Source organism: Rhodococcus indonesiensis, assembly GCF_047782815.1.
Taxonomy (GTDB): domain Bacteria; phylum Actinomycetota; class Actinomycetes; order Mycobacteriales; family Mycobacteriaceae; genus Rhodococcus; species Rhodococcus indonesiensis.
Window position 1 is genome coordinate 2,766,270 of sequence record NZ_CP180630.1, and the last position, 26,021, is coordinate 2,792,290.

Sequence of the window (26,021 nt, forward strand, 5' to 3'; positions counted from 1 at the left end):
CGCCTGTGACCGACTCACCCGACACCGGATCCACCGCGACCACGCTGCCGCCCCGGCTCGCCGAGTTCGCCGCCGAGCTGCCCTTCCCGCTCGACCCGTTCCAGGTGCAGGCCTGCCGCGCCCTCGAGGGCGGGCACGGTGTGCTCGTGTGCGCGCCCACCGGCGCCGGCAAGACCGTGGTCGGGGAGTTCGCCGTGCATCTGGCGCTGCGCGCCGGCAGCAAGTGCTTCTACACCACCCCCATCAAGGCGCTGAGCAACCAGAAGTACGCCGATCTCGTCGCCCGCTACGGCAAGGCCGCGGTCGGGCTGCTCACCGGTGATCAGTCCGTCAACCCGGACGCCCCGGTGGTGGTGATGACCACCGAGGTGCTGCGCAACATGCTCTACGCGTCCTCGACCACGCTGATCGGGCTGACCCACGTGGTGATGGACGAGGTGCACTTCCTCGCCGACCGGTTCCGCGGCGCGGTGTGGGAGGAGGTCATCCTGCACCTGCCCGAGGACGTGCGTCTGGTCAGCCTGTCCGCGACCGTCTCCAACGCCGAGGAGTTCGGCGACTGGATGGAGACCGTGCGCGGGGACACCACCGTCGTCGTCGACGAGGTGCGGCCCATTCCGCTGCACCAGCACGTCATGGTCGGCCCCCGCATCTTCGACCTGTTCGAATCCGCCGCACACCCGGACGCGGCGGACGGCACCGGCCGCCGCGGTGTCGTGGTCAACCGGGAACTCGTCGAGCAGGTGCGCCGCCGCGCCGCCCTCGACTCGGCCGGCCGGTGGGGCGGACCCCGCGGACGCATCGGGTTCCGGCCGCTGCCGCGTCCGGAGGTCGTCGCCCGCCTCGACCGGGAGGGGTTGTTGCCGGCGATCACCTTCGTCTTCAGCCGCGCCGGTTGCGACGCCGCCGTCGGTCAGTGCCTGCGCGCCGGACTGCACCTGACCTCCGAGGACGAGATCGCGCAGATCCGGGCGGTCGTCGACGAGCACACCGGCGACCTGCCGCGCGCCGACCTCGAGGTGCTCGGCTTCCGGGAGTGGCGCGCCGCCCTCGAACGCGGCATCGCCGCCCACCATGCCGGCATGCTCCCGGCGTTCCGGCACACCGTCGAGGACCTGTTCGTCCGCGGCCTGGTGCGGGCGGTGTTCGCCACCGAAACCCTCGCCCTGGGCATCAACATGCCGGCCCGCACCGTGGTCCTCGAGAAGCTGGTCAAGTACAACGGCGAAACCCACGCCGAGCTCACCCCGGGCGAGTACACCCAGCTCACCGGGCGGGCCGGGCGGCGCGGCATCGACATCGAGGGCCACGCGGTGGTGCTGTGGCAGCCGGGTCTCGAACCCACCGACGTCGCCGGGCTCGCCTCCACCCGCACGTTCCCGCTGCGCAGCTCGTTCCGCCCGTCGTACAACATGGCGGTCAACCTGATCGACGCGGTCGGCGCCGAACACTCCCGGGCACTGCTGGAACGGTCCTTCGCGCAGTTCCAGGCGGACAAGTCGGTCGTCGGTCTGACCCGTGGCATCGAACGCAACGAGAAGGCCCTCGCCAAGCTGCGCGACCAGCTCGGCGGCGAGGACGGCGAGATCCTCGACTACCTGCAGCTGCGCGAGGAACTGACCCAGCTCGAACGTGCCCGCGAACGCCAGGCGCGGCAGGACCGCCGGCAGGCGGCGGTCGCGTCGCTGCTCGCGCTGCGCCGCGGCGACATCGTCGCCATCCCCGGCGGCCGGCGTACCGGCCTGGCCGTCGTCCTCGAGACCGACACCGACGTCACCGACCCCCGGCCGCTCGTGGTCACCGCGGACGCCTGGTCCGGGCGGGTGTCGGCCGCCGACTTCCCGGCCCCGGCGACCGCGCTGGGCAAGCTCCGGCTGCCCCGGCACGCCGACGCCCGCACCGCCCGGGCCCGCCGGGACCTCGCGTCGGCGTTGCGCAGCACCGGGATCGCCGCGCCGCGCCGACCCAAGCGCGCCAAGAACGGCGACAGCCGCGAGATCGACACGCTGCGGCGGCGGCTGCGCCGGCACCCGGCCCACCAGCATCCCGATCTCGACCGTCTCGCCCGGGTCGGGGAGCGCTACAACCGGCTGGGCCGGGAGGTGGCCCAGATGCGCCGCCAGTCCGCGGCCACCACCAATTCCCTCGCGCGCACCTTCGAGCGGATCGTCGCGTTGCTGACCGAGCGGGGCTACCTCACCGCCGGCGACGATCCGTCGACCACCGAGGCGGGGGAGCGGCTCGCCCGCATCTACAGCGAGAGCGACCTGCTGGTCGCCGAATGCCTGCGCCACGGGGTGTGGGCCGGGCTCTCGCCCGCCGAGCTCGCCGCGGTGGTCTCGGCCGTGGTGTACGAGGCCCGCGTCGAGGAGGGCGCCACCGAGTACGGGCCGACCGGGCCGCTGCGTCGCGCGCTCGCCGACACCGTCCGTCTGTGCGGACAGCTGCGCGCCGACGAGGTCCGCTTCAAGCTGCCCCCGACCCGGGAACCGGATCCCGGATTCGTCGACGCCATCTACACGTGGGTGAGCACCCAGTCGTTGACCGAGGCTCTGCTCGCAGCCGGCACCGCGGGACGTGACCTGTCGGCGGGCGATTTCGTGCGCTGGTGCCGGCAGGTCATCGATCTGCTCGATCAGATCCGCACCGGCGCCGTCGACCCGCAGATCGCCAAGACGGCCGCCCGCGCGATCGGCGCGATCCGGCGCGGTGTCGTCGCGGTCGATGCGGCGTGAGGACATCGCGTGTGGTTTGATACGCGCGCTGCCACACGGCTTCCTCGTGGTGGATGGGGTGCTACGACTACGGTAATTGGACACAGCGAAGGCAGGTGGAGGCGACAATGAGCGGTCCGCACGACCCGCAGGATTCCGACGATTCGACCAAGCAGTGGGCGCCGTCGCCCCCGCCGTCCTCCGGAGCCGAGCAGGGGCCGGCGCCGACCCAGGCGTTCGGCACGCCGCAGCAGGGGCAGGCTCCCGGCCAGTCGTGGGCCCAGCAGGGCCCGGGCCAGACCCCGCAGCCCGGCCAGCAGTGGGGGCAACCGCAACAGGGCCAGCCGCAGCAGGGCCAGTGGGGACAGCAGCCCGGTCAGCCGCAGCAGGGGCAGTGGGGACAGCAGCCCGGCCAGCAGTGGGGGCAACCGCAACAGGGCCAGCCGCAGCAGGGCCAGTGGGGACAGCAGCCCGGTCAGCCGCAGCAGGGGCAGTGGGGCCAGCAGCCCGGCCAGCAGTGGGGGCAACCGCAACAGGGCCAGCCGCAGCAGGGCCAGTGGGGGCAGCAGCCCGGCCAGCAGTGGGGAGCGACCGGCGCGAACCAATGGAATGCCGGTGCACCGCAGACGAAGTCGAAGACCGGCCTGATCGTCGGCCTGGCCGTCGCTGCGCTGGTGCTGATCGGGGCGATCATCGGCGCCGTCCTGCTCCTCGGCGGCACCGACACCCTCGATCCCGAGGCCGCGCAGGCCGGCGTCGAGAAGGTCCTCACCGAGTCGTACGGCGCCACCGACGTCTCCGACGTGCGGTGCCCGGACGGTGAAGAAGTCAAGGCGGGCAACAGCTTCGAGTGCACCCTCACGGTGGACGGGCAGTTCCGGACCGTGACCCTGACCTTCACCGACGACGAGGGTACCTACGAGGTCAGCCGACCCAACTGAGCACGCCGGTCCGTCGCCCTCACACCCCGGCCACCGCCGCGGTCAACCGGGCGACGGACCGCCCGATCCCCAAGTCCTGCGCCAGCCGTTCGAGCCCTTCCGGATCGACCGGGGTCACCGGGATCGGGTCCGGCCGCGACACCCGGACCGGAGCGTCGGTGGCCACCCGCACCACCGGCACCGCCGCGTCCAGATACTCGCCGGCGTCGACCAGCTTGGCGCGCACCCCCTTCGCCAGTCCCGACGCCGGATCCGCGGCCGCCGCGCGCAGCGCCGCCAGCGACCCGTACTCCTGCAGCAGCGTCGACGCGGTCTTCTCCCCGACCCCCTTGACCCCCGGCAACCCGTCCGACGGGTCCCCGCGCAGCGCCGCCAGTTCGGCGTAGGCCGCTCCGGCCCGCGCGGGCGGAAGCCCGTACCGGGCGGCGACTTCCGCCGGACCGAACACCTCGGCCTTGGCCAGGCCCCGCCCCACGTACACCACCCGCACCGGCGCCGCGCCGTCGCGCACCACCTGCAGCAGATCCCGGTCCCCGCTGACCACCAGCACCGGACCCCGGGCCTCGCCGGCGGCGAGAGTGCCGATCACGTCGTCGGCCTCGAACCCGGCCGCCCCGGCGGTGGCGAGCCCGACCGCGGCCAGCACGTCGATGATCATCGGCACCTGCGGCGGCAGCGCCGCCGGCACCTCCTCGGCGGTGCCGTCCGACCCGGCGGCCACCCGGTGCGCTTTGTAACTCGGCACCGCCGCCACCCGGAACGCCGGCCGCCAGTCCAGGTCCAGGCACACCACCAGCCGCGCGGGCCGATGCTTGGTGATCAGCGACGCCACCATGTCGGTGAACCCCCGCACCGCATTGACCGGGCGGCCGTCCGGGGCGGTGAGCGACTCGGGCAGCGCGTGGAACGCGCGGAACCACAGGCTCGCCCCGTCCAGCAGCATCAACGGGCCGGTGGGGGGCACGGGGGCGGCGGAGGCCGGCGTCGCAGTCACACCGGTCATCCTGCCAAACGCCACTACGCTGTCGGCATGAGTTCCCCCGAGCGCCGCTTCCCCGCCTCCGTGTACGCCGACCGTCTCGCCCGGGCCGCCGCCCTCGGTCACGACGCCGGTCTCGACGCGCTGCTCGTCACCCCCGGCCCGGACCTGCGCTACCTGCTCGGCTCCCGAGCGGAATCGTTCGAGCGGCTCACCTGCCTGGTGATCCCCACCGCCGACGGCCCCGCCTCCGTCGTCGTCCCACGCCTCGAGCTGGCCTCCCTCACCGACTCCGCCGCCGCGGACCTGAACCTGCCGGTCCACGACTGGGTCGACGGGCAGGACCCGTACGGGCAGGTCGCGGCGCTGCTGCCGGAGCGTCCGCGCACCGCGGTCGTCGACGCCATGCCGGCCCTGCACCTGGTGCCGCTCGCGACCCGGTTCGCGGTGCCGCCCGTGCTGGCGACCGAGGTGGTGCGGCAGCTGCGCATGGTCAAGGACGACGAGGAGGTCGCGGCGCTGCGCCGCGCCGGCGCCGCCATCGACCGGGTGCACGCGCAGATGGAACGGTGGCTGCGGCCCGGCCGCACCGAGGCGCAGGTCGCGGCCGACATCACCGCCGCGATCGTCGCCGAGGGCCACACCGAGGCCGCCTTCGTCATCGTCGGGTCCGGCCCGCACGGCGCCGACCCCCACCACGAGGTCTCCGACCGGGTCCTCGAACCCGGCGACGTCGTGGTCGTCGACATCGGCGGCCCGGTCGAGCCCGGCTACTACTCCGACTCCACCCGCACCTACAGCCTCGGCGCGCCCCCCGACGACGTCGCGGCGAAGGTGGGGCTGCTCGAGGCGGCGCAGCGGGCGGCGGTCGACGCGGTCCGGCCCGGGGTCACCGCCGCCTCGATCGACGCCGCCGCCCGCGACGTCCTCGCCGCGCACGGCCTCGCCGAGGTCTTCGTGCACCGCACCGGGCACGGCATCGGGCTGTCCGTCCACGAGGAGCCGTACATCGTCGACGGCAACACCGATGTGCTGCGGCCCGGGATGGCGTTCAGCATCGAACCGGGCATCTACTTCCGCGGCGAGTGGGGTGCGCGCATCGAGGACATCGTGGTGGTCACCGAGGACGGCTGCGAGCCGCTCAACCACCGTCCGCACGGACTGACGGTGCTGCCGGGGTGAGCGGCCCTACTTGTCGAGCACCGAGCCCATCACCCGTTCGACGGTGATCTCCACCACCACCCGGGTCGGGTTGGGCCGCGGCGTCCGGTATCGCGCGGTGTAGCGGCGCACCCCCTCGGCGACGGCCTCCGGTTCCGTCCGCACCCGGGCGGGACCCTCGAGGGTGAGCCAGCGGCCCCGCTCGACCTGGCTGACGGCGCCGTACCCGCGGCGGTCGGCGTTGAGCGCCTTCTGCGAGGTCGCATTGGTGATCACCCGCACCACCCCGGCCTCCGGGTCCCACGTGAAGCCGACGGCCACCACGTGCGGGCTGCCGTCCTTGCGCAGCGTCGTGAGCGTGCCGAGATGGTATTCGGTGAGGAACTGCAACGCGGCGTCGCCGAGCGCGGCGGGGGTGCGGGCCATGCCTGCGACGGTAGCCGAACCCGGCCCGCGCGCCCCGCGGCGCCACCCGGCACACTGGTGCGGTGAGCAACGGGCAGGGTTCGATCGTCGTCTTCGGGGGCCGCAGCGAGATCGGGACGGCGGTGGCCGTCCGGCTGGCCCGCGGCCGCACCGTGGTCCTAGCCGCACGCCGCGCCGGCGATCTCGAGGCGCAGCGCCGCGCCGTGCTCGACGCCGGTGCCGTCGCCGTGCACACCGTCGAGTTCGACGCCGACCGGCTCGACACCCACGAGCAGACCCTCGCCGACCTCGCGATGCTGTACGGGCCGATCGACGTGGCGGTCCTCGCGTTCGGCATCCTCGGCGACCAGCACCGCGCCGAACACGACCCGGCACATGCCGTGGCGATCGTGCACACCGACTACGTCGCCCACGTGGCCCTGCTCACGGCGCTGGCGGAGCATCTGCGTGCCCAGGGGTCGGGCCGGATCGTGGTGTTCTCGTCGGTGGCGGGGGTGCGGGTGCGCCGCGCGAACTATGTGTACGGCTCCGCGAAGGCCGGTCTCGACGGATTCGCCTCCGGCCTGGCGGATGCGCTGCACGGCAGCGGCGTGTCGCTGCTGCTGGTGCGACCCGGGTTCGTCGTCGGCCGCATGACCGAGGGCATGAGCCCCGCGCCGCTGTCGAGCACCCCGGACCGGGTCGCCGACGCGACGGTGACGGCGCTGCGCCGCGGCCGCGGCGAGGTGTGGGTGCCGGCGGTGCTGCGGCCGGTGTTCTTCGGGATGCGGCTGCTGCCGCGGCCGATCTGGCGGCGACTGCCGCGCTGACCGGCGCGATCAGCGGCGGCGGGACTCGAGCAGCCGCAACCACACCTCGCCGACCGTCGGATACGCCGGTACCGCATGCCACAGCGTCTCGAGCGGCACCGCGCCGACCACCGCGACCGTCGCGGCGTGCAGCAGCTCGGCCACGTCGGTACCCGCGAACGTCGCCCCCACCACGGTGTCGGTGGCGCGGTCGACCACGAGGGCGGCGCGTCCGGTGAAATCGTCCCGCGCCAGCGCGGAGCCGGCCACGGCGATGTCGACCTCGAGCACCTCGACGTCGAGGCCGTCGGCGCGGGCGTCGGCCGCGGTGCGGCCCACGGCCGCGACCTCCGGGGCGGTGAACACCACCTGCGGCACCTGGCCGTGGTCGGCGCGCGCCCGGAACCGGGGCGCGTCGAGGGCGCGTCCCTCGGCGCGGGCGGCGATCACGTCGCCGCAGACCCGCCCCTGGTACTTGCCCATGTGCGTCAGCGCGGTCCGGCCGGTGACGTCGCCGACGGCGTAGAGCCAGTGCCCGTCCACCCCGGCGACGGTCATGTGGTCGTCGGTGCGCAGCGGGCCGTCCCCGTCCCACCCGACCGTGTCGAGCCCGAGTCCGGTGGTCGCGGGCCGGCGCCCGGCCGCGACGATCAGCTCGTCGACCTCGAGGCTGCCGCCGTCGTCGAGGCGCAGCCGCACCGGGCCGCCGTGGATGCGTCCGATGCCGGTGTCCGCGACGTCCGGGCGGGACACCTCCGCCGTCGTCGTGCCGAACCGCAGCCGGACGCCGTGCTCGCGCAGCGTCTCGGCGACGGCGGCGCCGGCGAACGGCTCGGTGCGGGCGAGCAGCCGGTGCCCGCGCACCAGCATCGTCAGATCCTCGGTGCCGAGCTCGCGCAGCCAGGTCGCGATCTCGCAGGCGACGACGCCGCCCCCGACGATCGCGGCGCGCCGCGGCACCTGGTGCAGGTTCGTCGCGTCCCGCGAGGTCCACGGCCGGGCCGCGCGCAGTCCCGGCACGTCGGGCACGGTCGCGGTGCTGCCGGTGGCCACCACCACCGCGTGCCGAGCCCGCAGCCGGCGCGGCTGCGGACCGTCCACGGTGACCTCGCACCGGGCGGTGAGGCGGCCGTGCCCGCGCACGACCGCGATCCCGGCGCCGCGCGCCCACTCGACCTGGGCGGTGTCGTCCCGGTTGTCGGTGAACGCGTCCCGGCGGGCGAGGACGTCGGTGACGTCGACGCCGTGGGCGGCGACCTTGGCGGCGACGCCGGGCATGTGCCGGGCCGCAGCGAGCACCTGGCCCGGGCGCAGCAGCGCCTTGCTCGGCATGCACGCCCAGTAGGAGCATTCGCCGCCGACGAGTTCGTGTTCGACCAGCACGGCGGTGCGGTCGCTGCCGGCGATCGCATAGGCGGCGGCGTTCTCCCCGGCGGGTCCGCCGCCGAGGACGACGACATCGAACACCTCGGACTCGGACCCGGCACCGATGCTCATGAGCCCACGGTAGGCCGCGTGCGGGTCGGGCGCGCCCGGAACACGACCGCGGCCGCAGCGTCCCCGCTCGGCTCAGGTCAGCTCGGGGGAGTCGGCGTCGAAGATCAGTCCCATCGGGGCGAGGACCCGCACCACCTGTTCGGCGGCCCATTCGTCGAGGTCGCACAGCAGCACCACCGACCACGGCGTCACCACCAGGGGACGATCCACGGCCGCGAGGAACTCCGCCATCCGCGCCGGCAGCACCGCCCCGGGCAGACCACCGCCGAGGGTGACCGCACCGTCGGGCTGGTCGAACCAGCCCACGGGCCGGGCCGGAGCCGGCGGGCGCGGCACCGGCGGCGCCGACGGCTCCAGGCCCAGGGCGGCGAGGGTGGCGGCGACCCCGGCCCGGTGGGGCCGCTGCGCCGCCGCGACCAGCGTCTCGACGACGTCGCCGGGAGACAGGCGCACCCCGGTGTCGGTGCCGTCGAGCAGCAGCGCCCACCGCCGGTCGGGCAGCGCCGCCGCCCCCACCTCGGGGGCCAGGGCCGCGATGTCGCCGCTGCCGTCGTCGATCCCGACGACGAGGTCGCGGTCCGGCGCGGGCGCGGGGAGGCGACGATGCACCTCGGCGAGGATCTCCCGCACGTCGACGTGCCCGCCGCGGCGGCCGGACAGCGGCGAGGCGAGCAGGCGGCGTCGGTGCTGTCCGGGCAGGTCGAAGCCGTGGCCGGTCAGCTGCGCGGTGAGCTCGGCGCGGTTCCCGCGCAGCCCGAGACCGTCGGTGGTGAGGACCAGGGTGCCCCCGGCGTGTTCGTGGGCGAGGTCGGCGAGGAGCTGCAGCTGCGCCGCCGCGAGCCGGCCGCCGGGCAGGGACACCTCGACCAGGTCGGCGGGTTCATGAGCGTGCGGCATGGCCTCCAGGCTAGACGGCGGCGGTCGGCGCGGCCCGCCCGTCCGTAGGGTGTGGCCCATGACCCCGACCTTCGGCGACCTCGCCGCCGCGAAGTACGTGCTGCTGACCACCTTCCGCAGGGACGGCACCCCGGTGCCGACCGCGGTGTGGGCGGCCGCCGACGCCGACCGGCTGCTGGTGTGGACCGTCACCGACTCCTACAAGGTCAGGCGGTTGCGCCGCGACCCGCGGATCACCGTCGCGGTGTGCGACGCGCGCGGCACACCGCGCAGCGACGCGGTGCCCGGCACCGCCACGGTGCTCGACGCGGCCGGCACCGAGCGGGCGCGGGCGGTGATCGCCCGCAAGTACGGGATCCTGGGGTGGCTCACGGTCAAGGGCAGTGTGCTGCGCCGCGGGCGCGCCGGCACCGTCGGGCTCGCCTGTGTCGTCGAGGCGGGCGACCCCGCCCCGGATCCCGGTCCCGGCCGGTGAGCGGAGACCGGCGGGGCCCGGGTCGCCGCGGGGTCAGCGGGCGCGGCTGACCGACGACATGTGGAAGTCGGGGATCCGCAGCGGCGGCATCGCGGTGCGGGTGAACCAGTCCTTCCATTCCCGCGGCAGGGTGCGCTGCGTGCCACCGGCCTCGGTGGTGCGCCGCAGCAGATCCAGCGGGCTCTCGTTGAACCGGAAGTTGTTCACCTCCGCCGTCACCGCACCGTCCTCGACCAGATACACACCGTCGCGGGTCAGTCCGGTCAGCAGCAACGTCGCCGGGTCGACCTCCCGGATGTACCACAGGGTCGTCAGCAGCAGTCCCCGCTCGGTGCGGGCCACCATCTCGTCCACGCCGGCCGTGCCGCCGCCGGTCAGGAGCAGGTTCTGCCCGGGCGCGGCGGCCGGCGCCCCGAACTCGGCGGCGGCGGCCCGCGGGTACGCCAGCGCGTGCACCGTGCCCGCCCGCACCCAGTCGACCCGCCCGAGGTCCATGCCGTTGTCGAACACCGACACCGAGTTCGACGAGGCGGTGGCCGTGACGAACGGCGCGTACTCCAGGCCGGGGGCGGCGGGATCGGAGAACAGCGTCAACGGCAGCGCGGTGAGCCGTTCGCCGACACGGGTGCCGCCGGGCCGCGACAGCGCGGTGTGCCCTTCCTCGGCGCCGCGGCCCTCCATCGACCACATCAGGTAGATCATCAGGTCCGCCACCGCCGACGGCGGCAGCAGCGTCTCGTAGCGCCCGGCCGGCAGCTCGACGGTGCGGCGCGCCCAGTCCAGCCGCCGCGACAGCTCCGCCAGCAGGGACGGGGTGTCGACATCGGTGAAGTCGCGGGTGCCGGCCCCGGCCCACGCGCTCGGCCCGGTCAGCCCGCCCCGTTTGCCGTTGATCTCCACCGATCCCTCCGGCTCGGTGAACCGGCGCCGCACCCCGCTCGAGGTGCCCAGCCAGGTCGTCGAGATCCGGTGGTGGGCGAAACCGTAGAGCTGATCGGCACCGTCGAAGCCGGCGGCGAGATCGTCGACGAGCCGCCCGAACACCGTGATGTCGGTCCCGGCCGCGGCGTCGGCCCAGTCGCCGGGCTCGCCGTCCCCCCCGACGAGCGGCACCGCGTCCTCGGCCGGGGCCGCCGCCGCGGCCGCCGCCACCGCCGCCTGCACGGTCGGGGCGATGTCGGCCGGGTCGACGCTGCTCGATGTCACCACCCCGACCCGGGTGGTGTCGCCGCGCAGGACCGCGATCACCGTCCAGCTGCGGGAACGAGAGATCCCGTTGGTGGTCATCGAGTTGCCGGCCCACCGCAGCGACGCCTCACCGGTGTCGGTGACCAGCACGATCGTCTCGTCGGCGGTCGAGCAGCGCAGCGCCCGCTCGAGCTGTTCCTGCGCCTCGATCATCGCCGGCCCTCCGCGCGGGTGTTGAGGACGTTCACCGACCGCAGCAGCGCCGACGGGCAGCCGTGGCTGACCGGGGCGACCTGCCCGGGCTGGGCCTTGCCGCAGTTCACGGCGCCGCCGAGTTGCCACGTCGACGGCCCGCCCACCGCCTCGAGCGAGCCCCAGAAGTCGGTCGTGGTGGCCTGGTAGGCCACATCGCGCACCTGCCCGGCGAGCGTGCCACCCCGGATCCGGTAGAACCGCTGGCCGGTGAACTGGAAGTTGTAGCGTTGCATGTCGATCGACCAGGACTTGTCGCCGACGACGTAGAGCCCGTCGTCGACGCGGGCGATGAGCTCGGCGGTGGTGGTGTCGGCCGCCGGGTCCGGTTGCAGCGACACGTTCGCCATCCGCTGGGTCGGCACGTGATGCGCCGAGTCGGCGTACGAGCAGCCGTTCGAACGCGGCAGGCCCAGCCGCGGCGCAAACACCCGGTCGAGCTGGTAGCCGACCAGGATCCCGTCCCGCACCAGGTCCCAGGACTGGGCGGCGACCCCGTCGTCGTCCCAGCCGACGCTGGCGAGCCCGTGCGCGACGGTGCGGTCCGCCGTCACCTGCATCACGTCGGTGCCGTAGCGCAGCGTGCCGAGCCCGTCGGGGGTGGCGAACGAGGTGCCCGCGTAGGCCGCCTCGTACCCGATGGCCCGATCGTATTCCGTTGCGTGCCCTATCGATTCGTGAACCGTCAACCACAGATTGGTGGGGTCGATCACCAGGTCCGTCGGCCCCGCCTGCACACTGGGGGCCGACGCCTTCTCCGCCAGCCACCCGGGGATCTGCGCCAGCTCCGCACTCCAGTCCCAGTGCGCGTCCCCGGCCGCATACTCCCAGCCCCGCCCCACCGGCGGAGCGAGGGTGCGCATCGTCTCGAACTCGCCGGTACGCCGGTCCACGGCGGTCGCCTCGAGCTGCGGGGCGATCCGGACCCGCTGCTGGGTGATCGTCGAGCCGGCCAGGTCCGCGTAGAACGTCTGCTCCTTGACCTGGACACAGTTCGCCGTCACATGATCGACCTCGTCGGCGTCGAGCAGGTGCCGGGAGAACTCCGCCAGCCGCGCCACCTTCTGCGCGGTGGGCACCGTGAACGGGTCGATCTCGTACGACGAGACCCACACCGCGTCCGGGTAGACCGGCTCGTCGGCGAGCTCGACCCGGTCCCGGTTCAGCGCCCGCAACGTCCGGGCCACCTCGATCGCCTGCCGCGCCGTGGCCGCCGCGACGGCCGGGCTCAGCTCGGCATGCGAGGCGAAGCCCCAGGTGCCGTCGACCACCACCCGCACGGCCAGCCCGGTGTCGACGCTGTCGACGGCGGCCTGCACGGCGCCGTCCCGCAGGCTCAGCGACTGGCTGTGCACGCGGTGCACCCGCAGATCCGCGTGGGAGGCACCGGCGGCGCGGGCGGCGGACAGCGCCGCGTCCGCGAGTGTCCGCAACGGCAGGGCGAGGAAGTCGGCGTCGACGGTGCTCACGGGCACCACCGTACTGGGTCGCACCCGGCGCGCCGGCTCACCCGAACTGCTGCCAGCCCAGACGCACCACCATCACCAGCACCACGACCAGCAGCACCGCCCGCACGAATCCCGCGCCGCGGCGCAGCGCCGTCCGCGACCCGGCGACCGCGCCCGCGATGTTGCACACCGCCAGCGCCAACCCCAGCGACCACCACACGTACCCGGCCGCCGCGAAATACACCAGCGCCCCGAAATTGGACCCGAGGTTGATCACCTTCGCCATCGCCGCCGACCGCACGAACTCGGTGCCGAGCAGCGTCGCGAACGTGATGATCAGGAACGTGCCGGTGCCCGGGCCGAGCAGGCCGTCGTAGAAGCCGATCACCGCGGCCGCGGTCAGCACCACCAGGACCGTGCGCCGCGCCGTCGGGGGTTCGTGCACCAGGGTCGTGCCGACCTGCGGCCGCAGCGTCACGAACACCGCGACCGCCACCAGCACCACCATCACCATCGGAACGAACAGGTCCTTGTCGATCCGCGAGACCGTCGCCGCGCCCGCCGCGGCCGCGACCGCGGCCAGGACCGCCGCCGGAGCCAGGACCGGCCACTGCAGCCGGATCCGCCGGGCGAAGGTCATCACCGCCGCGCCGGTGCCGCAGATGGCGGTGAGCTTGTTCGTCGCCAGCGCGGCCGCCGGTGTCAGCTGCGGGGCGACGACGAACAGCGCCGGCAACAGGATCAACCCGCCCCCACCGACGACGGCGTCGACCCACCCGGCGGCGGTCGCCGCCGCCATCAGAACCGCCCAGTCGCCCGCGCCCACGCGGCCATTCGATCACAGCGGCCGGGAGCAAAACCGCGTCGCCGTTCGTTGAGCGGGTATGACCGCCGCACCGTTCCCGGCAGCTGGAAGGATCACCTCATGATCGCGCTGCTGTTCCTGGCCTACGTCGTCGTCGAGATCGGGGCGCTGGCGTGGCTCGGGTCCACCCTGGGCATCGGCACGACCATCCTGGTGTTCCTCGGGGTGAGCGTCCTCGGGTACCTGGTGCTCGCCGCGCAGGGCCGGCGTGCCCTGCAGAACCTGGGCCGGGTCCGCAGCGCCGCCGGCGCGGACCGGGCCCTGACCGACGGCGCGCTGGTCGGTGTCGGGGCCGGGCTCGTGCTCGTACCCGGACCGGTGACCAGCGCCGCGGGGATCCTGCTGCTGCTGCCCCCGACCCGCGCGCTGCTGCGCCCGCTGGTGCGGGCGCTGGCCGCCCGCCGGGTCGCCGCCTCCGTCGCCCGGGGCGGCACCTTCCGCGGGGAGCGCGTCGTGATCGTCGACGGCGAGGTCGTCGAGCACACCGTGGTCGGCCCGGCCCGCCTCGACAGCCCCGCCTCCGGGACCGGGACCGTGCTCGAGGGCGAGATCGTCGACCCCCCGCACCGTCCGCGCCTGCCGTAGCGGGGCACACTGGGTAGCCGTGAAGTCCCCCGCACCGCGCACTCAGCTTCTCGTCGGCGGCCGCATCTACAGCGCCAGCGCCCCCGACGCCACCTCGATGGCCGTCACCGACGGGCAGATCGTGTGGGTGGGGGAGGACCGGCCCGGCCGCGCCCTGCACCCGGACGCCGAGATCGTCGATCTCGGCGGGGCGTTCGTCGCACCCGCCTTCGTCGACACCCACGTGCACGTCACCGCGCACGGCCTGGCCCTGACCGGTCTCGACCTGTCCGGCACCCGGTCCCGCGACGAGGCGCTGCACCGGGTGCGCGACCACGCCGCCCGTCACGCCGGCGCCGTGGTGTGGGGGCACGGCTGGGACGAGACCCGCTGGCCGGACCCCGCCGCCCCCACCACCGACGACCTCGACGCCGCCGCCCCCGGCCGCGCCGTCTACCTCACCCGCGTCGACGCCCACTCCGCGGCCGCCTCCACCGCGCTGCGCGCCGCCGCCGACCTCGCCGGACTCGACGGCTACCACCCGCAGCGGCCGCTGACCGCGGCCGCGCACCACGCGGTCCGCGCCGCCGCCCGCGCCCTGCTCACCCCGGACGAGCGGGCCCGGGCCCGGGCCGCCGCCCTCGACGACTACGCGGCCCACGGCATCGTCGCCGTGCACGAGTGCGGCGGCCCGGACATCGCCGGCCGCGACGACTTCGCCGAACTGCTCGCCACCGACCACGGGGTGCAGGTCCGCGGCTACTGGGGAGAGGCCGTCACCACCGCCGAGCAGGCCCGGGTGCTGCTCACCGCCACCGGCGGGCACGCCCTCGGGGGCGACCTGTTCGTCGACGGCGCCCTCGGCTCCCACACCGCGTGGCTCACCGCGCCGTACACCGACCGCCCCGACTGTTGCGGCACCGCCTACCTCACCGTCGAACAGATGGCCGCGCACCTGCGGGCCTGCACCGAAGCCGGCATCCAGGCCGGCTTCCACGTCATCGGCGACGCCGCGGTCGACGCCGCGGTGCAGGCGTTCGCCGCGGTCGCCGCCGACCTCGGCGGACCGGCCGTCGCGGCCCGCGGACACCGGCTCGAACACCTCGAGATGGTCACCGCCGCGCAGGGCGAGCGGCTCGGCAGCTGGGGTGTGATCGCCAGCATGCAACCGAGCTTCGACGCGCTGTGGGGCGGACCGGACCGGCTCTACGCCACCCGCCTCGGCGCCGGCCGCGCCGCCGGCCTCAACCCGTTCGCCCCGCTCGCCGCGACCGGCATGTCCCTCGCGTTCGGCTCGGACGCGCCGGTCACCGCGGCCCGGCCGTGGCCGATGCTGCGCGCCGCCGTGCACCACCGCACCCCGGGCAGCGGGATCTCCCCCCGCGCCGCGTTCGCCGCCGCCACCCGTGGGGCGTGGCGCGCCGGCGGGGTGCGGGACGGAATCGCCGGCACCCTCGATCCCGGGGCACCCGCGTCGTACGCGGTCTGGGACGCGGGCGAACTCGTGGTCAGCGCACCGAAGGACAGTGTGCAGCGCTGGTCCACCGACCCGCGGTCGCGGGTGGCGCCGCTGCCGAACCTCGAGCCGGGCACGCCCGACCCGGTGCTGCTGCGCAGCGTGCACCGCGGCCGCGTCGTGTACGCCCGGTGACCGGCGCGCGCGCCGCCGCCCGGCCGGTGGTGGTCCGCAGCGTCGCCGCCGTCACGGCGGGGCTGCTGTTGTTCGCGAGCTTCCCACCGCGTCCGCTGTGGTTCCTCGCGCCGCTGGGCATCGCCCTGCTGACCGGGGTGCTGGGGGCGCCGGCGCTGCGCCGCCGTGCCGGATTCGGCTACGGCTGTCTCGCCGGCCTGGGATTCTTCGTGCCGCTGCTGCCGTGGGTCGGGGAGTACGTGGGCCCGGTGCCGTGGCTGGCGCTCGCCGCCGCCGAGGCGGTCTTCGTCGGCCTGTTCGGGGTGGTCGCGGTGCAGGTGCGGGCCCTGCCGGGGGCACCGGTGTGGATCGCGGCCGGCTGGAGCCTGACCGAGTACCTGCGGGCGAGCGTGCCCTTCGGAGGGTTCCCCTGGGGCCGGCTCGCGTTCGGGCAGCCGGACGGGCCGCTGGTCGGTCTCGCCGCGGTCGGCGGTGCGCCACTGGTGTCGTTCGCGGTGGCGCTGACCGGCACGGGGCTGTGGGCGTGCGCGCGGGCCGGGCTGCGTTACGCCCGCGGGCACCGGGAGAAGTCACCGCTGCTGCGGGCCGCGGCAACGACCGTCGCCGCGCCGCTGCTCGCCCTGGCGACCTGGCCGGCGCTGCCCGCCCCCGAGTCGGGCGAGCGCACCGTGACGGTCGCCGCGATCCAGGGCAGCGTGCCGCGGCTCGGTCTGGACTTCAACGCCCAGCGCAAGGCCGTGCTGAACAACCACGTGGCGCGCACCTTCGAGCTGGCCGATCGGGTGCGGGCAGGCACCGCGCCGCGCCCGGACGTGGTGATCTGGCCGGAGAACGCCTCCGACATCGACCCGTTGCGCAACCGCGACGCCGCCGCCGACATCGGCGCCGCAGCGGCCGCGGTCGGCGCCCCGATCCTGGTGGGCGCCGTGCTGGTCAACGGGGACGGCACCACGACCAACTCGGTGATCGTGTGGGATCCGGCGACCGGGCCGGGGGAGCGGCACGACAAACGCATCATCCAGCCGTTCGGCGAGTACCTGCCGTACCGCTCGTTCTTCCGGCTGTTCTCCGACTACGCCGATCGGGCCGGGCACTTCGTGCCGGGCAGCGGCGACGGCACCGTCCACGCCGCCGGCATCCCGATCGGGGTGGCCACGTGCTACGAGGTGGCGTTCGACCGGGCCCTGCGGGACTCGGTGCGCGCCGGCGCGCAGCTGCTGGCCGTGCCCACCAACAACGCCACGTTCGGCGACACGGAGATGACCTACCAGCAGCTGGCGATGTCCCGGGTGCGGGCCGTCGAGCACGGCCGCGCCGTGGTGGTGGCCGCCACGAGCGGGGTCAGCGCCGTGGTCGCGGCCGACGGCACGGTCACCGCGCGCAGCGCCCTGTTCGTGCCCGAGGTACTGGTGGCGCAGGTGCCGCTGCGCACGACGGCTACGCTGGCTACTCGGCTCGGACCGATCCCGGAGCTCGTGCTCTGCGTCGGGGCCGTCGCCGCCGTCGGCGTGGCGCTGGTGCGCACACGCGGGCGGAGCACCACCGTGCCGGCCGCAGCCGGCACCGCGAGATGACCGGCCGCCGGCCGGTGCGACAGGAAGGACCTTCGATGGCAGCGGCGACGCCGGCCGGGAACGACAGCGCGCCGAGCGCCCGGACCCTGGTGATCATCCCGACGTACAACGAACGTGACAACATCGGCCTGATCGTCGGCCGGTTGCACGCCGCGCTGCCGCACACGCACGTGCTGATCGTCGACGACGGCAGCCCGGACGGCACCGGAGACGTCGCCGATCGTCTCGCCGCGGCGAGCGAGGGCCGCATCCACGTGATGCACCGCACCGAGAAGAACGGTCTCGGGGCCGCCTACATTGCCGGTTTCCGATGGGGACTCGAGCGTGGCTACACCGTGCTGGTGGAGATGGACGCCGACGGCAGCCACGCCCCCGAGCAGCTGCACCTGCTGCTCGAGGAGATCGACGCGGGCGCCGACCTGGTGCTCGGCTCGCGGTACGTGCCCGGCGGCACGGTCGTGAACTGGCCGTGGCATCGGGAGGTGCTCTCCCGCGGCGGCAACATCTACTCGCGGCTCGCGCTGGGGGTGCGGATCCACGACATCACCGGCGGCTACCGCGCCTACCGGCGTGAGGTGCTCGAGCACCTCGATCTCGCCGCGGTCGCCTCGCACGGCTACTGCTTCCAGGTCGACCTCGCCTGGCGGGCCGTGCAGGCGGGGTTCACGGTCGCCGAGGTGCCGATCACCTTCACCGAGCGGATCATCGGCGAATCGAAGATGAGCGGCAGCATCGTGCAGGAGGCCCTGATCAAGGTCACCGTGTGGGGCGTGCGCAACCGGTGGACGAAACTGCGCGGCCTGCTGCGCCGCTGAGCCGCGCGCGGGCGGGGGTGGACGGTCGACGGCCGGCCACCCCGATTCGGGCGCCGGGGCTCATTCGGCGTTCTTGACCTCGATCTTCTTCCCGGCCTCCTGCTGTTCGGCCAGACCGATCGAGACGGTGAGGATGCCCTTGGCGTAGGACGCCTCGACGTCGTCGTCCTTCGCACCCGGCGGCAGGGTCACCGAACGCCGGAACGAGCCGTAGTGGAACTCCGAGCGTCCCCCCTCGGATTTCTCCTCGGTCCGTTCGGCCGTGATCTCGAGCTGTCCGGCGTTGATCGAGACGTCGATGTCCTTCTCCGGGTCGAGGCCGGGCAGCTCGGCCCGCACGACGTACCGGCCGTTCTCGACACGGTCCTCGACCCGGATGAGGTTGCCGCCGAGAGCGGGACGTAGACCGGCGAAGGGGAAGGCGTCGAAGAACTCGGACAGGTCCGGGAACACCGAACGGGAACGGCGCGCTGGCACAGTGGACATGTCTGCTCCTCTCCTGGAAGCGGATCCACGGAAGGTGGTTCCGTGTCCATTCGACTCTGTGCGGGGCGCAACCGACAGGGCCGGAAGTCCCGACCACCCACACCCCGAACGTTCGCACCCGGGACGTTATCCAAACGATCGTTCGCACTCGCCGGATGCAGGCTACGAACGTTCGTCGCCCGGGTCCGGGTCGGGTCGGCCGCGTTCGCGCCGCAGTTCCGCGACCTGCATCCGCAGCTCGGCGATGTGGACCCGCGCCTCGCGCAGCTGGGTGGCCCGCTCGTCGGCCAGTTCGGCCCGCACCATCGCGAGATCGGCCTCGAGTTCGGCCACCCGCTGCCAGGCCTCGGCGGCCGAGCGCAGTGCCTCGTCGCGTTCGGTGCGCAGCCGGGTCGCCGCGAGGTCCACCGCCCCGGGGCCGGCCGTGCGGGGCGGATCCGGGACGGCGCCGAGGCGGGTGTCCGCGCGCTCGGGCGGCGACTGGGGCGCCGGCCGGGGTGGGTCGGGGGTCGCTGCCGGTGGTGCCGGGGTGGCGGTCCGGCGCTGGCGTTCGCGCCAGGCGCGCGCACGTTCGGCGCTGTTGGCGTACTGCTTGCGGCGGCCGCCCGTCGCGGGGGTTTCCCCGATCGGTGTGCCGGGCGACGAGGATGCATCGCTCACCACCGCAGATTACCAGGGCGAACCCGCTTCGAACGTTCGAGGGACGACGCCGGATCACGACTCGGGCATCATTCCGAACGTTCGAATCGTTCGTTCGGTATCGATCGTTCTACCAGGTGACGGGCAGCTCGTCCGCGACGCCCAGTTCGGCGCACAACCGGCGGATCGCACTGCAGTCCTGCACCACCCGCCGCGGGGGCGCCGCGGCCACGTCCGCGAGCATCTCCCGCCCACCCGGAACGCGCTCCGCGTCCACGACGGCCGCCCAGGTGCCCAGATCCGAGCCGGTGAACGCCTCGATTCCCGCCGCCAGGGCCGCGAGCAGCTGCGCCCGGTCGCCGGGCCCGAGCTCGGTGAACACCATCTTCAGCAGTTCCGCGGCGAGGGAGGCGTGACTGAGTTCGTCCCGCCGGTGCAGCGCCACCGTCGTGCGGTTGACCGGCTGCAGGTCCGCATCCTCGGTCATCAGACCGAGGAACGCGCTGATGGAGGTCTCGGCGACGGTGGTGAACGCCAACCGGACCAACGCCTGTGCCCGCGGATCCGGCGCCGCCGCCACCGCCGCCCGGTGCTCGCGCACGGTCCGGCACGGGGGCAGCGCCGACTCGGGCATGCGCCAGCCGCGGCGGCGGCGGATCACCGCGCTCGCGTTCAGGTGCATGAGGGTGTGGTACTGCTCGTCGACCATCGCCTGCAGCACGCCCGTGGTCACGGTGTCCGACGGTCCGACCTCGAAGAAGTCCGTCGTGATCAGCGCGAAACCGGGGTTGACCACGTACTGCTCGATGTCCATGACATTTTTGTTGTACGCAATCCAGCCCCAGCCGCGCAGCCGGGCCCGGTGCTCCTCGTCCAGGGCGCGGTACCCGGGGTGGGCGTGGAACGGCACGAGCTCGTCCGGGAAATCCAGCCGGCCCGGATCGAACAGCTCGTCCAGATCCGGTTCACTCTTCTTGACCGTGGCGCGCCGCCCCCACGACCGGGCCAGCCCCCGCACGACGGCGCTCTCGACGACGTCGTACGGATCGTGGTCGGGCAGCGCGGGCGCGAGCAGCGGACCCTGCGAGGCGGGCAGTTCAGGCTCGGCCATGACGGCTCTCCGTTTCCTCGTGCGTCAGCTCCGCGAACAGTTCCGCACACAGCTCACGGTACCGGTCGGTGTCCGCCCCCAGCGGCGTTCCCGCCCGGTCCAGCAGGTCCGCGAACCCGGCCACCGATCCGGTCTCGACCACCGCCTCGAGCTCGTCGAGGGAGGCCCGCAGCGCCGACCGGGCGGCCGCCGCGTGCGGATTGCCGGCCTGCACGTCGAGATACACCTCGGGGGCGCCGCCGGCGATCCGCGCCAGCAACGCCCGCAGCAGCACGTGGGGCGGCGGGGCGGTCGCGGCCGCCACGGACGGGGGCACCCCCAGCCGCCCCAACGCCAGCCCGAACGACAGAACGGCCGCGTGCGTGGCCGCCTGGGTGGCCGCCGCGACCCGGTCGTGGTCGTCCGCCGTCATCCGCACCACCCGCGCCCCCCACCGGTCCAGCGCCGCGAGCAGCGCGTCGACGGCCGGGCCGGGCCGGTACTCGACCGCGGCCACCGGCCGCCCCGCCATACCCAGCGCCGGAGCGAACATCGGGTTCAGTCCGACACACTGCGCGGGCCACCCCCGCTCGCGTCCCGCCCGCGCCCACGCCGACTTCACCGACAGCGTCTCCACCAGCACCGCGTTCGGCGACAGCAGCGGACCGAGCCGGGCGGCGGCCGCCAGCGCCGTGGCCTCGGGCACGGCCAGCACCAGCATCGACGCGCACCGCACCGCGTCCCGCACGGCCGCGGTGGGGGCGGTGACATCGTCGCGCAGTGCACCGGGATCGTCGCCGGCGGCCGGGTCGACCACCAGCACGGCGGCGCCGTCGCGGCGCAGCGCCTCACCCAGCATCCGGCCGACCGCGCCGGCACCGCCGACGACCACGACGAGGCCGGTCGTGTCGCTCACGCGGGGGGACCGTCCTCGGCGGGGTCGTTCATCGACAGGGTCCGGCGCATCGCCACCGCCTTGACCATCGTTTCCTCGAGTTCGTCCGCCGGGTCCGACAACGCGACGATGGCGCCGCCGATGCCGAAGCCCACCTCGTGTTCGGTGGCGACCATGGTGCGGATGACGATCGACAGGTCCGCCGCTCCCGTCGGGGACAGGTAGCCCAGCGCACCCGAGTACACACCGCGGGGGCCGTCCTCGAGCTTGTCGATGATCTCCATGGTGCGCAGCTTCGGCGCCCCGGTCATCGATCCTCCCGGGAAGGCGGCCCGCACGCAGTCCACCGCGGTCGCATCCGGACGCAACGTCCCCCGCACCGTGGAGACCAGCTGGTGCACCGCCGCGTACGTCTCGACGTCGAACAGCTTCGGCACGTGCACCGAGCCGGGTACGCACACCCGCGACAGGTCGTTGCGCACCAGGTCGACGATCATCAGGTTCTCCGACCGGTCCTTCTCGCTGTCGAGCAGGCTCTGCCGCAACGCCCGGTCCGCGTCCTCGGTGGTGCCGCGTGGCCGGGTGCCCTTGATCGGCTTGGATTCGACCACCCCGTCCGGGCCGATCCGCAGGAACCGCTCCGGCGAGGCACTGAGCACCGACACCTCGGGGAACCGCAGCAGGGCACTGTACGGGGTCGGGCTCAGTTCGCGCAGCGTCTCATAGGTGCGCAGGGGATCGACACGGCGCTCCACGGTCGCCGCATTGGTCAGGCACACCTCGTACGTCTCGCCGCTGCGGATCTCGGCGATCGACTGGGCGATCAGCTCGAGATAGCGCTGCGGCTCGTGCCGCAACCGTACCCGCGGATCCTGCTCCGCCCGCACCAGCGGGGCCGCGACCGGCGCCGCGGCGGACTCGGCCAGGGATTCGAGCACGGCAGCGGTCGCGTCGAACCATGCGGTCGTGGCCGGCTCCCCGGCCCGCTCGCTCAGCGCCAGCAGGTAGCAGCAGCGTGTCTCGTGGTCGAGGACCACGGCGCGGTCGGCGAAGACCATCGCCGCGTCCGCGATGGGGGAGGTGTGCACGAGCTGCCCGCCGGTGTCGGCCTTGAGTTCGTACCCCAGGTAGCCCACGTAGCCCAGGGCGAACGCGAACGGCAGGTCGGCGCGCCGGGCGACCGTGCGCTCGGCGAGGCGGCGGTCGACGTGGTCGAAGAAGGTGGTGTGGAACTCGGCGGTCGGGTGCCCGGCGCGCTGTTCCCGCACCAGGGTCTCGGCGACGCTGTAGGTGACGAACTCGGCGCGCGGACCCGACCCGTCCCCGAGGATGGAGAACCGCGAGTTCGGTTCGGTGGCGGCGCTGCCGTCGAGCCAGAAGCTGTGCGGGCCGTCGGCGAACAGCGTCTCGAACACCCGCTGCGGGTCCGGGTGGTGGTCGATCCGGCGGCTTTCGAGGATCAGCGCGGGCGGCGGTGCCGGCGGCGCGGGCGGCGGGACCGGCTCGGGGGGGTGCGGCCGGGCCGGGGTCGCGTCGCGGAAGTTCGCCAGCAGCTCGCGGCCGTATTCGGTGCAGATCGACTCGGGGTGGAACTGCACCCCCCACAGCGGCCGGGTCCGGTGGGCGACCCCCATGAGGAGCCCGTCCTCGGTCCAGGCGACGGCCTCGAGGTCGTCGGGCACCCGGTCGACGACCAGCGAGTGGTAGCGCACCGCCGCGAACGGGGAGGGAATGCCGGCGAACAGTCCGGTGCCGGTGTGCCGGATCCGTGACAACCGGCCGTGCACCGGCTGCGGTGCCCGCACCACCTCGCTGCCGAACAGGTTGCACAGGCCCTGATGACCGAGGCACACCCCGAGCACGGGCAGACCGGAGTCGAGCAGGGCGTGCGAGCTGATCCCGAAGTCGCGGGCCCGGTCGGGGCGGCCCGGCCCGGGGGAGACGACGATGTTGTCGAACCGGTCCAGATCCAGCGACTCCCACGGGGTGTCGTTGCTGACGACCGTGGGCGGGACACCGTTGACCTCGGCGAGCAGGCTGTAGAGGTTGTAGGTGAACGAGTCGTAGTTGTCGATCAGCAGGGTGCGGATCGAACCGGGGGGCGGCGGCGCGGCCATGACCGGTCTCAGGTCCGGGTCTCGCGCAGTTCGGCCGGTGCCGCGCCGGGACCGTCGATGATGAGGTCCTCGACCCGGCACGCCTCCGCGATCAGCAGCGCGTACAACGAATGCAGGAATTCCGGCGACATGTCGTTGCGGTGCGCGTAGGACTCGGCGCGGGCATGCACGACCTGCATCCGGCCCGGCTGCAGCATCGGGATGGCATGCCGCTGTTTCAGGTGCGCGATGCGGGCACAGATGCGCAGCCGGTCGCGGACGGTGTCGAGGAGCCGGGCATCGACCCGGTCGAGTTCGGTGCGCAGCCCGTCGAGCAGGTGGTCCGGTGCGGATTCGGCGGTGGCGCCCGCCGGGTGGTCGTTGCTGTTGTCCATTGCGTTTCGCCCCCTGTACCGCGTCCCGAAACCCCAGGGGGTCATTCCGTTTCGCGTCGTCCGAGGTCGCCGGTCCGAGAATCCGGCCGGTGTTCGATCATGATGACACGCGGGCGGAGCCGCTGTCGGCGTTTGATCTATTTGTGCCGTGCGTGCAACACGGCCGACCCGGCAGGACGCGCACCGCCCCCTCGGTACGCACGAGGCCGCCCCCGGGACGGATCCCGGGGGCGGCCTCGTGCGTACCGGTCGACCCGGTGTCAGGCGCCGCGCCGCTTGGTCTTGAGCAGTTCGAGACGCTCCTTGAGCAGCTCGTCGAGCTCGTCGATGGAGCGGCGTTCGAGCAGCATGTCCCAGTGGGTGCGCGGCGGCTTGACCTTCTTCGCCTCCGGTGCCGCGCCCTCGACCAGGGTGCCTTCCAGGCCGTTCTTGCAGATCCAGGTGCCGGGGATCTCCGCCTCGTCGGCGAACGGAACGTCGAACTCCTCGCCGTTGTCACAGCGGTAGCGGGCGATCCGCCGCGGCGCCAGATCGTGGTCACGGTCGGTCTCGTAGCTCACCGCCCCGAGCCGGCTGCCTCGCAGTACACGATCTGCCATGGTGGTGTCCTCTCTTGTGTGCTCCGCCCGGTGCGCTCGCCTCCGGGGCGAACGCGCGTCCACAGTGCGGTCGACATCGGCGGATGCCGGCCACTTCTGTTCAACGCACACGCGGTCGAATCGGTTCCCGACCGCCCGCGGTCGTGGGCGCGGGTGAGTCTACCGCCCCGGCCGCGGTGGCTCCGGCGGGCGGTAGGGTGTGCGGCCATGACCGGACGTACCCGTGAACCGGAGAACTGCCTCTGGTGTGGCCGTCCGGTCGCCGACGCCCCGCTCGGGCGGCGCCGCCGCTATTGCCGCCGGTCGTGCCGCCAGCGGGCCTACGAACAGCGCACCCTCACCCGGGAAGCGGGCCTGCCGGAGGACGCGGTGGTCCTGACCGCCGAGGAGGCGAGCGCCGTCGCCGACCGTGCCTTCGAGGTGCGGTGCGCGGCCGAGGACGTCGCGACCGCGGTGGGTGAGGGCGCCGGTCCGGCGGAACTGGCGGCCCTGTGCGACGAGCTGGTGCGCCTGGCCCGCGCCGCCGAACGGCTCCGCTGAGCCGTCCGCCTCAGGCGAAGAACGCTCCCATCGTGTACACCACCTGGCAGAAGGTGCCGTCGACGTACTGCACGGACCCGAACAGCGCCGACAGCACCGGGCCGGTGCCGGTATCGAGGGTCTTCGACAGCTGCGGCACCCCGCCCACGGTGTCGTCGAGGGTGTCCACGCCGCCTCGGAAGTTCTCCATGTTCAGCCACACGAACTTCAGGTCGGCCCGCGCGGGCAGGGTGGGGATCGTGGGGGAGACGAAGATCTTCAGCTGGCCGATCTGCACCGGGGGCACCGCGTTGGGGCCCGGCTGGGCCCAGCCGGTGGTCATCGCGTACGGGGTGAAACCGCCGCCGCAGCCGAGCCCGAACGTGGGGGCGGGCTGCATGAACGGCTGCGGGGTGTTGCGCGGGGGCGGCTCGAACAACGCCGGGGTGCGGGCCGCGTCGAGCAGCGACTCCACCGCCCGCAGCGCCTCGGGGGACTCCGCGGCCGCGGCGGCGCGCAACGCGTCCGGCGGCAGCCCCGGGGGGTCGGGTTCCGCGACGGCGTGAGCGGGCACGGCCACCGCCGCAGCGACCGCGGCCGCGGCGGTGAGCGAACGAACGGTCCATCGGCGCTGCTGCATCCAGAGCTCCTCGAGGATGGGACGGGCACGGGCGACGGCGTGGTCGGCTCGACAATAGGGGGGCCGGGGCCGGCGCGGGCCGTTTCCGGAAACCGGACCGAAAAGCGGGTCCCGAAACCGTGATTCGAGCGCATCCGGTGACCGGAGCGCGATGGAACGGTAACAATCTCCCGTCGATCCGCCGTCGAGACGGCCACGGACCCCCGCCCAGGTCTCGACTCGGGAACGATGCGGCCCCGGGGGTCGATTTTTCGCTCCGGTTTCGGGTCGGGACGTCGGCGCGGTGGTCTAGCTTGAGGGAGCGCCCGCTGTCACATCTTCGAGGGCGCGGACGATCGAAGGGGTGAGGGCTACAGCCACGTCGATCCGATCGAGAGGTTTTCCTGCACGGTGCCGGGGGGTGCCAGGACATCACTGGAATCACTTT

General features: G+C 73.9%; 25 protein-coding genes. 10 read left to right on the top strand and 15 right to left on the bottom strand.

Going from position 1 to position 26,021, the window contains the following annotated elements; genetic code table 11:
• The first annotated feature begins 5 nt into the window (after positions 1-5).
• The gene (locus ACM26Y_RS12925; RefSeq protein WP_416063597.1) at positions 6-2,735 is read left to right on the top strand and encodes a DEAD/DEAH box helicase; all 2,730 of its coding nucleotides are present in this window, start codon (positions 6-8) and stop codon (positions 2,733-2,735) included.
• A gap of 107 nt (positions 2,736-2,842) precedes the next feature.
• Positions 2,843-3,655 carry a DUF4333 domain-containing protein gene (locus ACM26Y_RS12930; RefSeq protein WP_416061100.1) on the top strand — a complete coding sequence of 271 codons (813 nt, stop codon included), beginning with the start codon at positions 2,843-2,845 and terminating at the stop codon, positions 3,653-3,655.
• A gap of 19 nt (positions 3,656-3,674) precedes the next feature.
• On the opposite strand, the gene ACM26Y_RS12935 is transcribed toward ACM26Y_RS12930, so the two are convergent.
• On the bottom strand, positions 3,675-4,658 hold the full coding sequence (locus ACM26Y_RS12935) for a 5'-3' exonuclease (RefSeq protein WP_416061101.1): 984 nt from the start codon (positions 4,656-4,658) through the stop codon (positions 3,675-3,677).
• A 27-nt stretch (positions 4,659-4,685) separates the two neighbouring features.
• Between ACM26Y_RS12935 and ACM26Y_RS12940 the strand changes: the two genes are divergently transcribed.
• Positions 4,686-5,816, top strand: a complete 1,131-nt coding sequence (locus tag ACM26Y_RS12940) for a M24 family metallopeptidase (protein ID WP_416061102.1) — start codon at positions 4,686-4,688, stop codon at positions 5,814-5,816.
• A gap of 6 nt (positions 5,817-5,822) precedes the next feature.
• On the opposite strand, the gene ACM26Y_RS12945 is transcribed toward ACM26Y_RS12940, so the two are convergent.
• On the bottom strand, positions 5,823-6,221 hold the full coding sequence (locus ACM26Y_RS12945; protein ID WP_371383278.1) for a TIGR03618 family F420-dependent PPOX class oxidoreductase: 399 nt from the start codon (positions 6,219-6,221) through the stop codon (positions 5,823-5,825).
• Between the two features lie 62 nt (positions 6,222-6,283).
• Here ACM26Y_RS12945 and ACM26Y_RS12950 point away from each other — a divergent pair, with 62 nt between their 5' ends.
• Positions 6,284-7,030, top strand: a complete 747-nt coding sequence (locus tag ACM26Y_RS12950) for an SDR family NAD(P)-dependent oxidoreductase (protein WP_054375259.1) — start codon at positions 6,284-6,286, stop codon at positions 7,028-7,030.
• A 9-nt stretch (positions 7,031-7,039) separates the two neighbouring features.
• Here the strand turns inward: ACM26Y_RS12950 and ACM26Y_RS12955 are convergent, their stop codons facing one another.
• Together ACM26Y_RS12955 and ACM26Y_RS12960 are read right to left on the bottom strand one after the other, a co-directional pair.
• Positions 7,040-8,506 carry a dihydrolipoyl dehydrogenase family protein gene (locus ACM26Y_RS12955; protein WP_416061103.1) on the bottom strand — a complete coding sequence of 489 codons (1,467 nt, stop codon included), beginning with the start codon at positions 8,504-8,506 and terminating at the stop codon, positions 7,040-7,042.
• Between the two features lie 72 nt (positions 8,507-8,578).
• Entirely contained in the window at positions 8,579-9,403 is an 825-nt protein-coding gene (locus tag ACM26Y_RS12960; RefSeq protein WP_416061104.1) for a precorrin-3B synthase, read from the bottom strand.
• Between the two features lie 58 nt (positions 9,404-9,461).
• Here ACM26Y_RS12960 and ACM26Y_RS12965 point away from each other — a divergent pair, with 58 nt between their 5' ends.
• Positions 9,462-9,878: a PPOX class F420-dependent oxidoreductase gene (locus ACM26Y_RS12965; protein WP_416061105.1), complete on the top strand. Its 417-nt coding sequence runs from the start codon at positions 9,462-9,464 to the stop codon at positions 9,876-9,878.
• Positions 9,879-9,911: 33 nt separating this feature from the next.
• On the opposite strand, the gene ACM26Y_RS12970 is transcribed toward ACM26Y_RS12965, so the two are convergent.
• The 3 genes from ACM26Y_RS12970 to ACM26Y_RS12980 are packed head-to-tail and all read right to left on the bottom strand — an operon-like array spanning position 9,912 to position 13,592.
• Positions 9,912-11,279, bottom strand: coding sequence for a metallopeptidase TldD-related protein (locus ACM26Y_RS12970; RefSeq protein WP_416061106.1), 1,368 nt, complete (start codon positions 11,277-11,279; stop codon positions 9,912-9,914).
• Positions 11,276-12,787 (bottom strand): TldD/PmbA family protein, encoded by a 1,512-nt coding sequence (locus ACM26Y_RS12975; RefSeq protein ID WP_416061107.1) that lies wholly within the window; start codon positions 12,785-12,787, stop codon positions 11,276-11,278. Before ACM26Y_RS12975 ends, ACM26Y_RS12970 begins: the two co-directional genes overlap by 4 nt.
• A 37-nt stretch (positions 12,788-12,824) precedes the next feature.
• Positions 12,825-13,592, bottom strand: coding sequence for a TSUP family transporter (locus ACM26Y_RS12980; RefSeq protein ID WP_416061108.1), 768 nt, complete (start codon positions 13,590-13,592; stop codon positions 12,825-12,827).
• 99 nt (positions 13,593-13,691) lie between these two features.
• Here ACM26Y_RS12980 and ACM26Y_RS12985 point away from each other — a divergent pair, with 99 nt between their 5' ends.
• From ACM26Y_RS12985 to ACM26Y_RS13000, 4 genes are read left to right on the top strand one after another with little or no spacing between them, the layout of a single operon-like run.
• Positions 13,692-14,216 (top strand): FxsA family protein, encoded by a 525-nt coding sequence (locus tag ACM26Y_RS12985; protein WP_416061109.1) that lies wholly within the window; start codon positions 13,692-13,694, stop codon positions 14,214-14,216.
• Between the two features lie 19 nt (positions 14,217-14,235).
• On the top strand, positions 14,236-15,846 hold the full coding sequence (locus tag ACM26Y_RS12990; RefSeq protein WP_416061110.1) for an amidohydrolase: 1,611 nt from the start codon (positions 14,236-14,238) through the stop codon (positions 15,844-15,846).
• A complete protein-coding gene (lnt, locus tag ACM26Y_RS12995) occupies positions 15,843-17,420 on the top strand; it encodes an apolipoprotein N-acyltransferase (RefSeq protein ID WP_416061111.1) in 1,578 nt (525 codons plus the stop codon). The genes ACM26Y_RS12990 and lnt overlap by 4 nt, the downstream gene beginning before the upstream one ends.
• Positions 17,421-17,455: 35 nt before the next feature.
• Positions 17,456-18,235 carry a polyprenol monophosphomannose synthase gene (locus tag ACM26Y_RS13000; protein ID WP_003937236.1) on the top strand — a complete coding sequence of 260 codons (780 nt, stop codon included), beginning with the start codon at positions 17,456-17,458 and terminating at the stop codon, positions 18,233-18,235.
• Positions 18,236-18,295: 60 nt separating this feature from the next.
• Here ACM26Y_RS13000 and ACM26Y_RS13005 read toward each other — a convergent pair whose 3' ends face one another.
• The 7 genes from ACM26Y_RS13005 to ACM26Y_RS13035 form a co-directional block, all read right to left on the bottom strand.
• A complete protein-coding gene (locus tag ACM26Y_RS13005; RefSeq protein ID WP_003937237.1) occupies positions 18,296-18,721 on the bottom strand; it encodes an Hsp20/alpha crystallin family protein in 426 nt (141 codons plus the stop codon).
• Between the two features lie 162 nt (positions 18,722-18,883).
• A complete protein-coding gene (locus ACM26Y_RS13010; protein WP_416061112.1) occupies positions 18,884-19,381 on the bottom strand; it encodes a hypothetical protein in 498 nt (165 codons plus the stop codon).
• Between the two features lie 109 nt (positions 19,382-19,490).
• Positions 19,491-20,471, bottom strand: coding sequence for an AurF N-oxygenase family protein (locus ACM26Y_RS13015; RefSeq protein WP_416061113.1), 981 nt, complete (start codon positions 20,469-20,471; stop codon positions 19,491-19,493).
• Positions 20,458-21,366: a prephenate dehydrogenase dimerization domain-containing protein gene (locus tag ACM26Y_RS13020; RefSeq protein ID WP_416061114.1), complete on the bottom strand. Its 909-nt coding sequence runs from the start codon at positions 21,364-21,366 to the stop codon at positions 20,458-20,460. Before ACM26Y_RS13020 ends, ACM26Y_RS13015 begins: the two co-directional genes overlap by 14 nt.
• Positions 21,363-23,462 (bottom strand): aminodeoxychorismate synthase component I, encoded by a 2,100-nt coding sequence (gene pabB / locus ACM26Y_RS13025; RefSeq protein WP_371383291.1) that lies wholly within the window; start codon positions 23,460-23,462, stop codon positions 21,363-21,365. Before pabB ends, ACM26Y_RS13020 begins: the two co-directional genes overlap by 4 nt.
• An 8-nt stretch (positions 23,463-23,470) precedes the next feature.
• The gene (locus ACM26Y_RS13030) at positions 23,471-23,836 is read right to left on the bottom strand and encodes a chorismate mutase (RefSeq protein WP_003937242.1); all 366 of its coding nucleotides are present in this window, start codon (positions 23,834-23,836) and stop codon (positions 23,471-23,473) included.
• Positions 23,837-24,096: 260 nt separating this feature from the next.
• A complete protein-coding gene (locus ACM26Y_RS13035; RefSeq protein WP_003937243.1) occupies positions 24,097-24,435 on the bottom strand; it encodes an RNA polymerase-binding protein RbpA in 339 nt (112 codons plus the stop codon).
• A gap of 207 nt (positions 24,436-24,642) precedes the next feature.
• On the opposite strand from ACM26Y_RS13035, the gene ACM26Y_RS13040 reads away from it, so the two are divergent.
• Positions 24,643-24,975, top strand: a complete 333-nt coding sequence (locus tag ACM26Y_RS13040) for a hypothetical protein (protein WP_003937244.1) — start codon at positions 24,643-24,645, stop codon at positions 24,973-24,975.
• Positions 24,976-24,985: 10 nt separating this feature from the next.
• Here ACM26Y_RS13040 and ACM26Y_RS13045 read toward each other — a convergent pair whose 3' ends face one another.
• Positions 24,986-25,594 carry a hypothetical protein gene (locus tag ACM26Y_RS13045; RefSeq protein WP_054375003.1) on the bottom strand — a complete coding sequence of 203 codons (609 nt, stop codon included), beginning with the start codon at positions 25,592-25,594 and terminating at the stop codon, positions 24,986-24,988.
• Between the last annotated feature and the right edge of the window lie 427 nt (positions 25,595-26,021).

What these genes read in the sequence shown, in the direction of transcription:
- ACM26Y_RS12930 (WP_416061100.1), top strand. Translation starts at nt 2,843, where the DNA reads ATGAGCGGTCCGCACGACCCGCAGGATTCCGACGATTCGACCAAGCAG.
- ACM26Y_RS12935 (WP_416061101.1), bottom strand. Translation starts at nt 4,658, where the DNA reads ATGACCGGTGTGACTGCGACGCCGGCCTCCGCCGCCCCCGTGCCCCCC.
- ACM26Y_RS12940 (WP_416061102.1), top strand. Translation starts at nt 4,686, where the DNA reads ATGAGTTCCCCCGAGCGCCGCTTCCCCGCCTCCGTGTACGCCGACCGT.
- ACM26Y_RS12945 (WP_371383278.1), bottom strand. Translation starts at nt 6,221, where the DNA reads ATGGCCCGCACCCCCGCCGCGCTCGGCGACGCCGCGTTGCAGTTCCTC.
- ACM26Y_RS12955 (WP_416061103.1), bottom strand. Translation starts at nt 8,506, where the DNA reads ATGAGCATCGGTGCCGGGTCCGAGTCCGAGGTGTTCGATGTCGTCGTC.
- ACM26Y_RS12960 (WP_416061104.1), bottom strand. Translation starts at nt 9,403, where the DNA reads ATGCCGCACGCTCATGAACCCGCCGACCTGGTCGAGGTGTCCCTGCCC.
- ACM26Y_RS12965 (WP_416061105.1), top strand. Translation starts at nt 9,462, where the DNA reads ATGACCCCGACCTTCGGCGACCTCGCCGCCGCGAAGTACGTGCTGCTG.
- ACM26Y_RS12970 (WP_416061106.1), bottom strand. Translation starts at nt 11,279, where the DNA reads ATGATCGAGGCGCAGGAACAGCTCGAGCGGGCGCTGCGCTGCTCGACC.
- ACM26Y_RS12985 (WP_416061109.1), top strand. Translation starts at nt 13,692, where the DNA reads ATGATCGCGCTGCTGTTCCTGGCCTACGTCGTCGTCGAGATCGGGGCG.
- ACM26Y_RS13000 (WP_003937236.1), top strand. Translation starts at nt 17,456, where the DNA reads ATGGCAGCGGCGACGCCGGCCGGGAACGACAGCGCGCCGAGCGCCCGG.
- ACM26Y_RS13005 (WP_003937237.1), bottom strand. Translation starts at nt 18,721, where the DNA reads ATGTCCACTGTGCCAGCGCGCCGTTCCCGTTCGGTGTTCCCGGACCTG.
- ACM26Y_RS13015 (WP_416061113.1), bottom strand. Translation starts at nt 20,471, where the DNA reads ATGGCCGAGCCTGAACTGCCCGCCTCGCAGGGTCCGCTGCTCGCGCCC.
- pabB (WP_371383291.1), bottom strand. Translation starts at nt 23,462, where the DNA reads ATGGCCGCGCCGCCGCCCCCCGGTTCGATCCGCACCCTGCTGATCGAC.
- ACM26Y_RS13030 (WP_003937242.1), bottom strand. Translation starts at nt 23,836, where the DNA reads ATGGACAACAGCAACGACCACCCGGCGGGCGCCACCGCCGAATCCGCA.
- ACM26Y_RS13035 (WP_003937243.1), bottom strand. Translation starts at nt 24,435, where the DNA reads ATGGCAGATCGTGTACTGCGAGGCAGCCGGCTCGGGGCGGTGAGCTAC.
- ACM26Y_RS13040 (WP_003937244.1), top strand. Translation starts at nt 24,643, where the DNA reads ATGACCGGACGTACCCGTGAACCGGAGAACTGCCTCTGGTGTGGCCGT.
- ACM26Y_RS13045 (WP_054375003.1), bottom strand. Translation starts at nt 25,594, where the DNA reads ATGCAGCAGCGCCGATGGACCGTTCGTTCGCTCACCGCCGCGGCCGCG.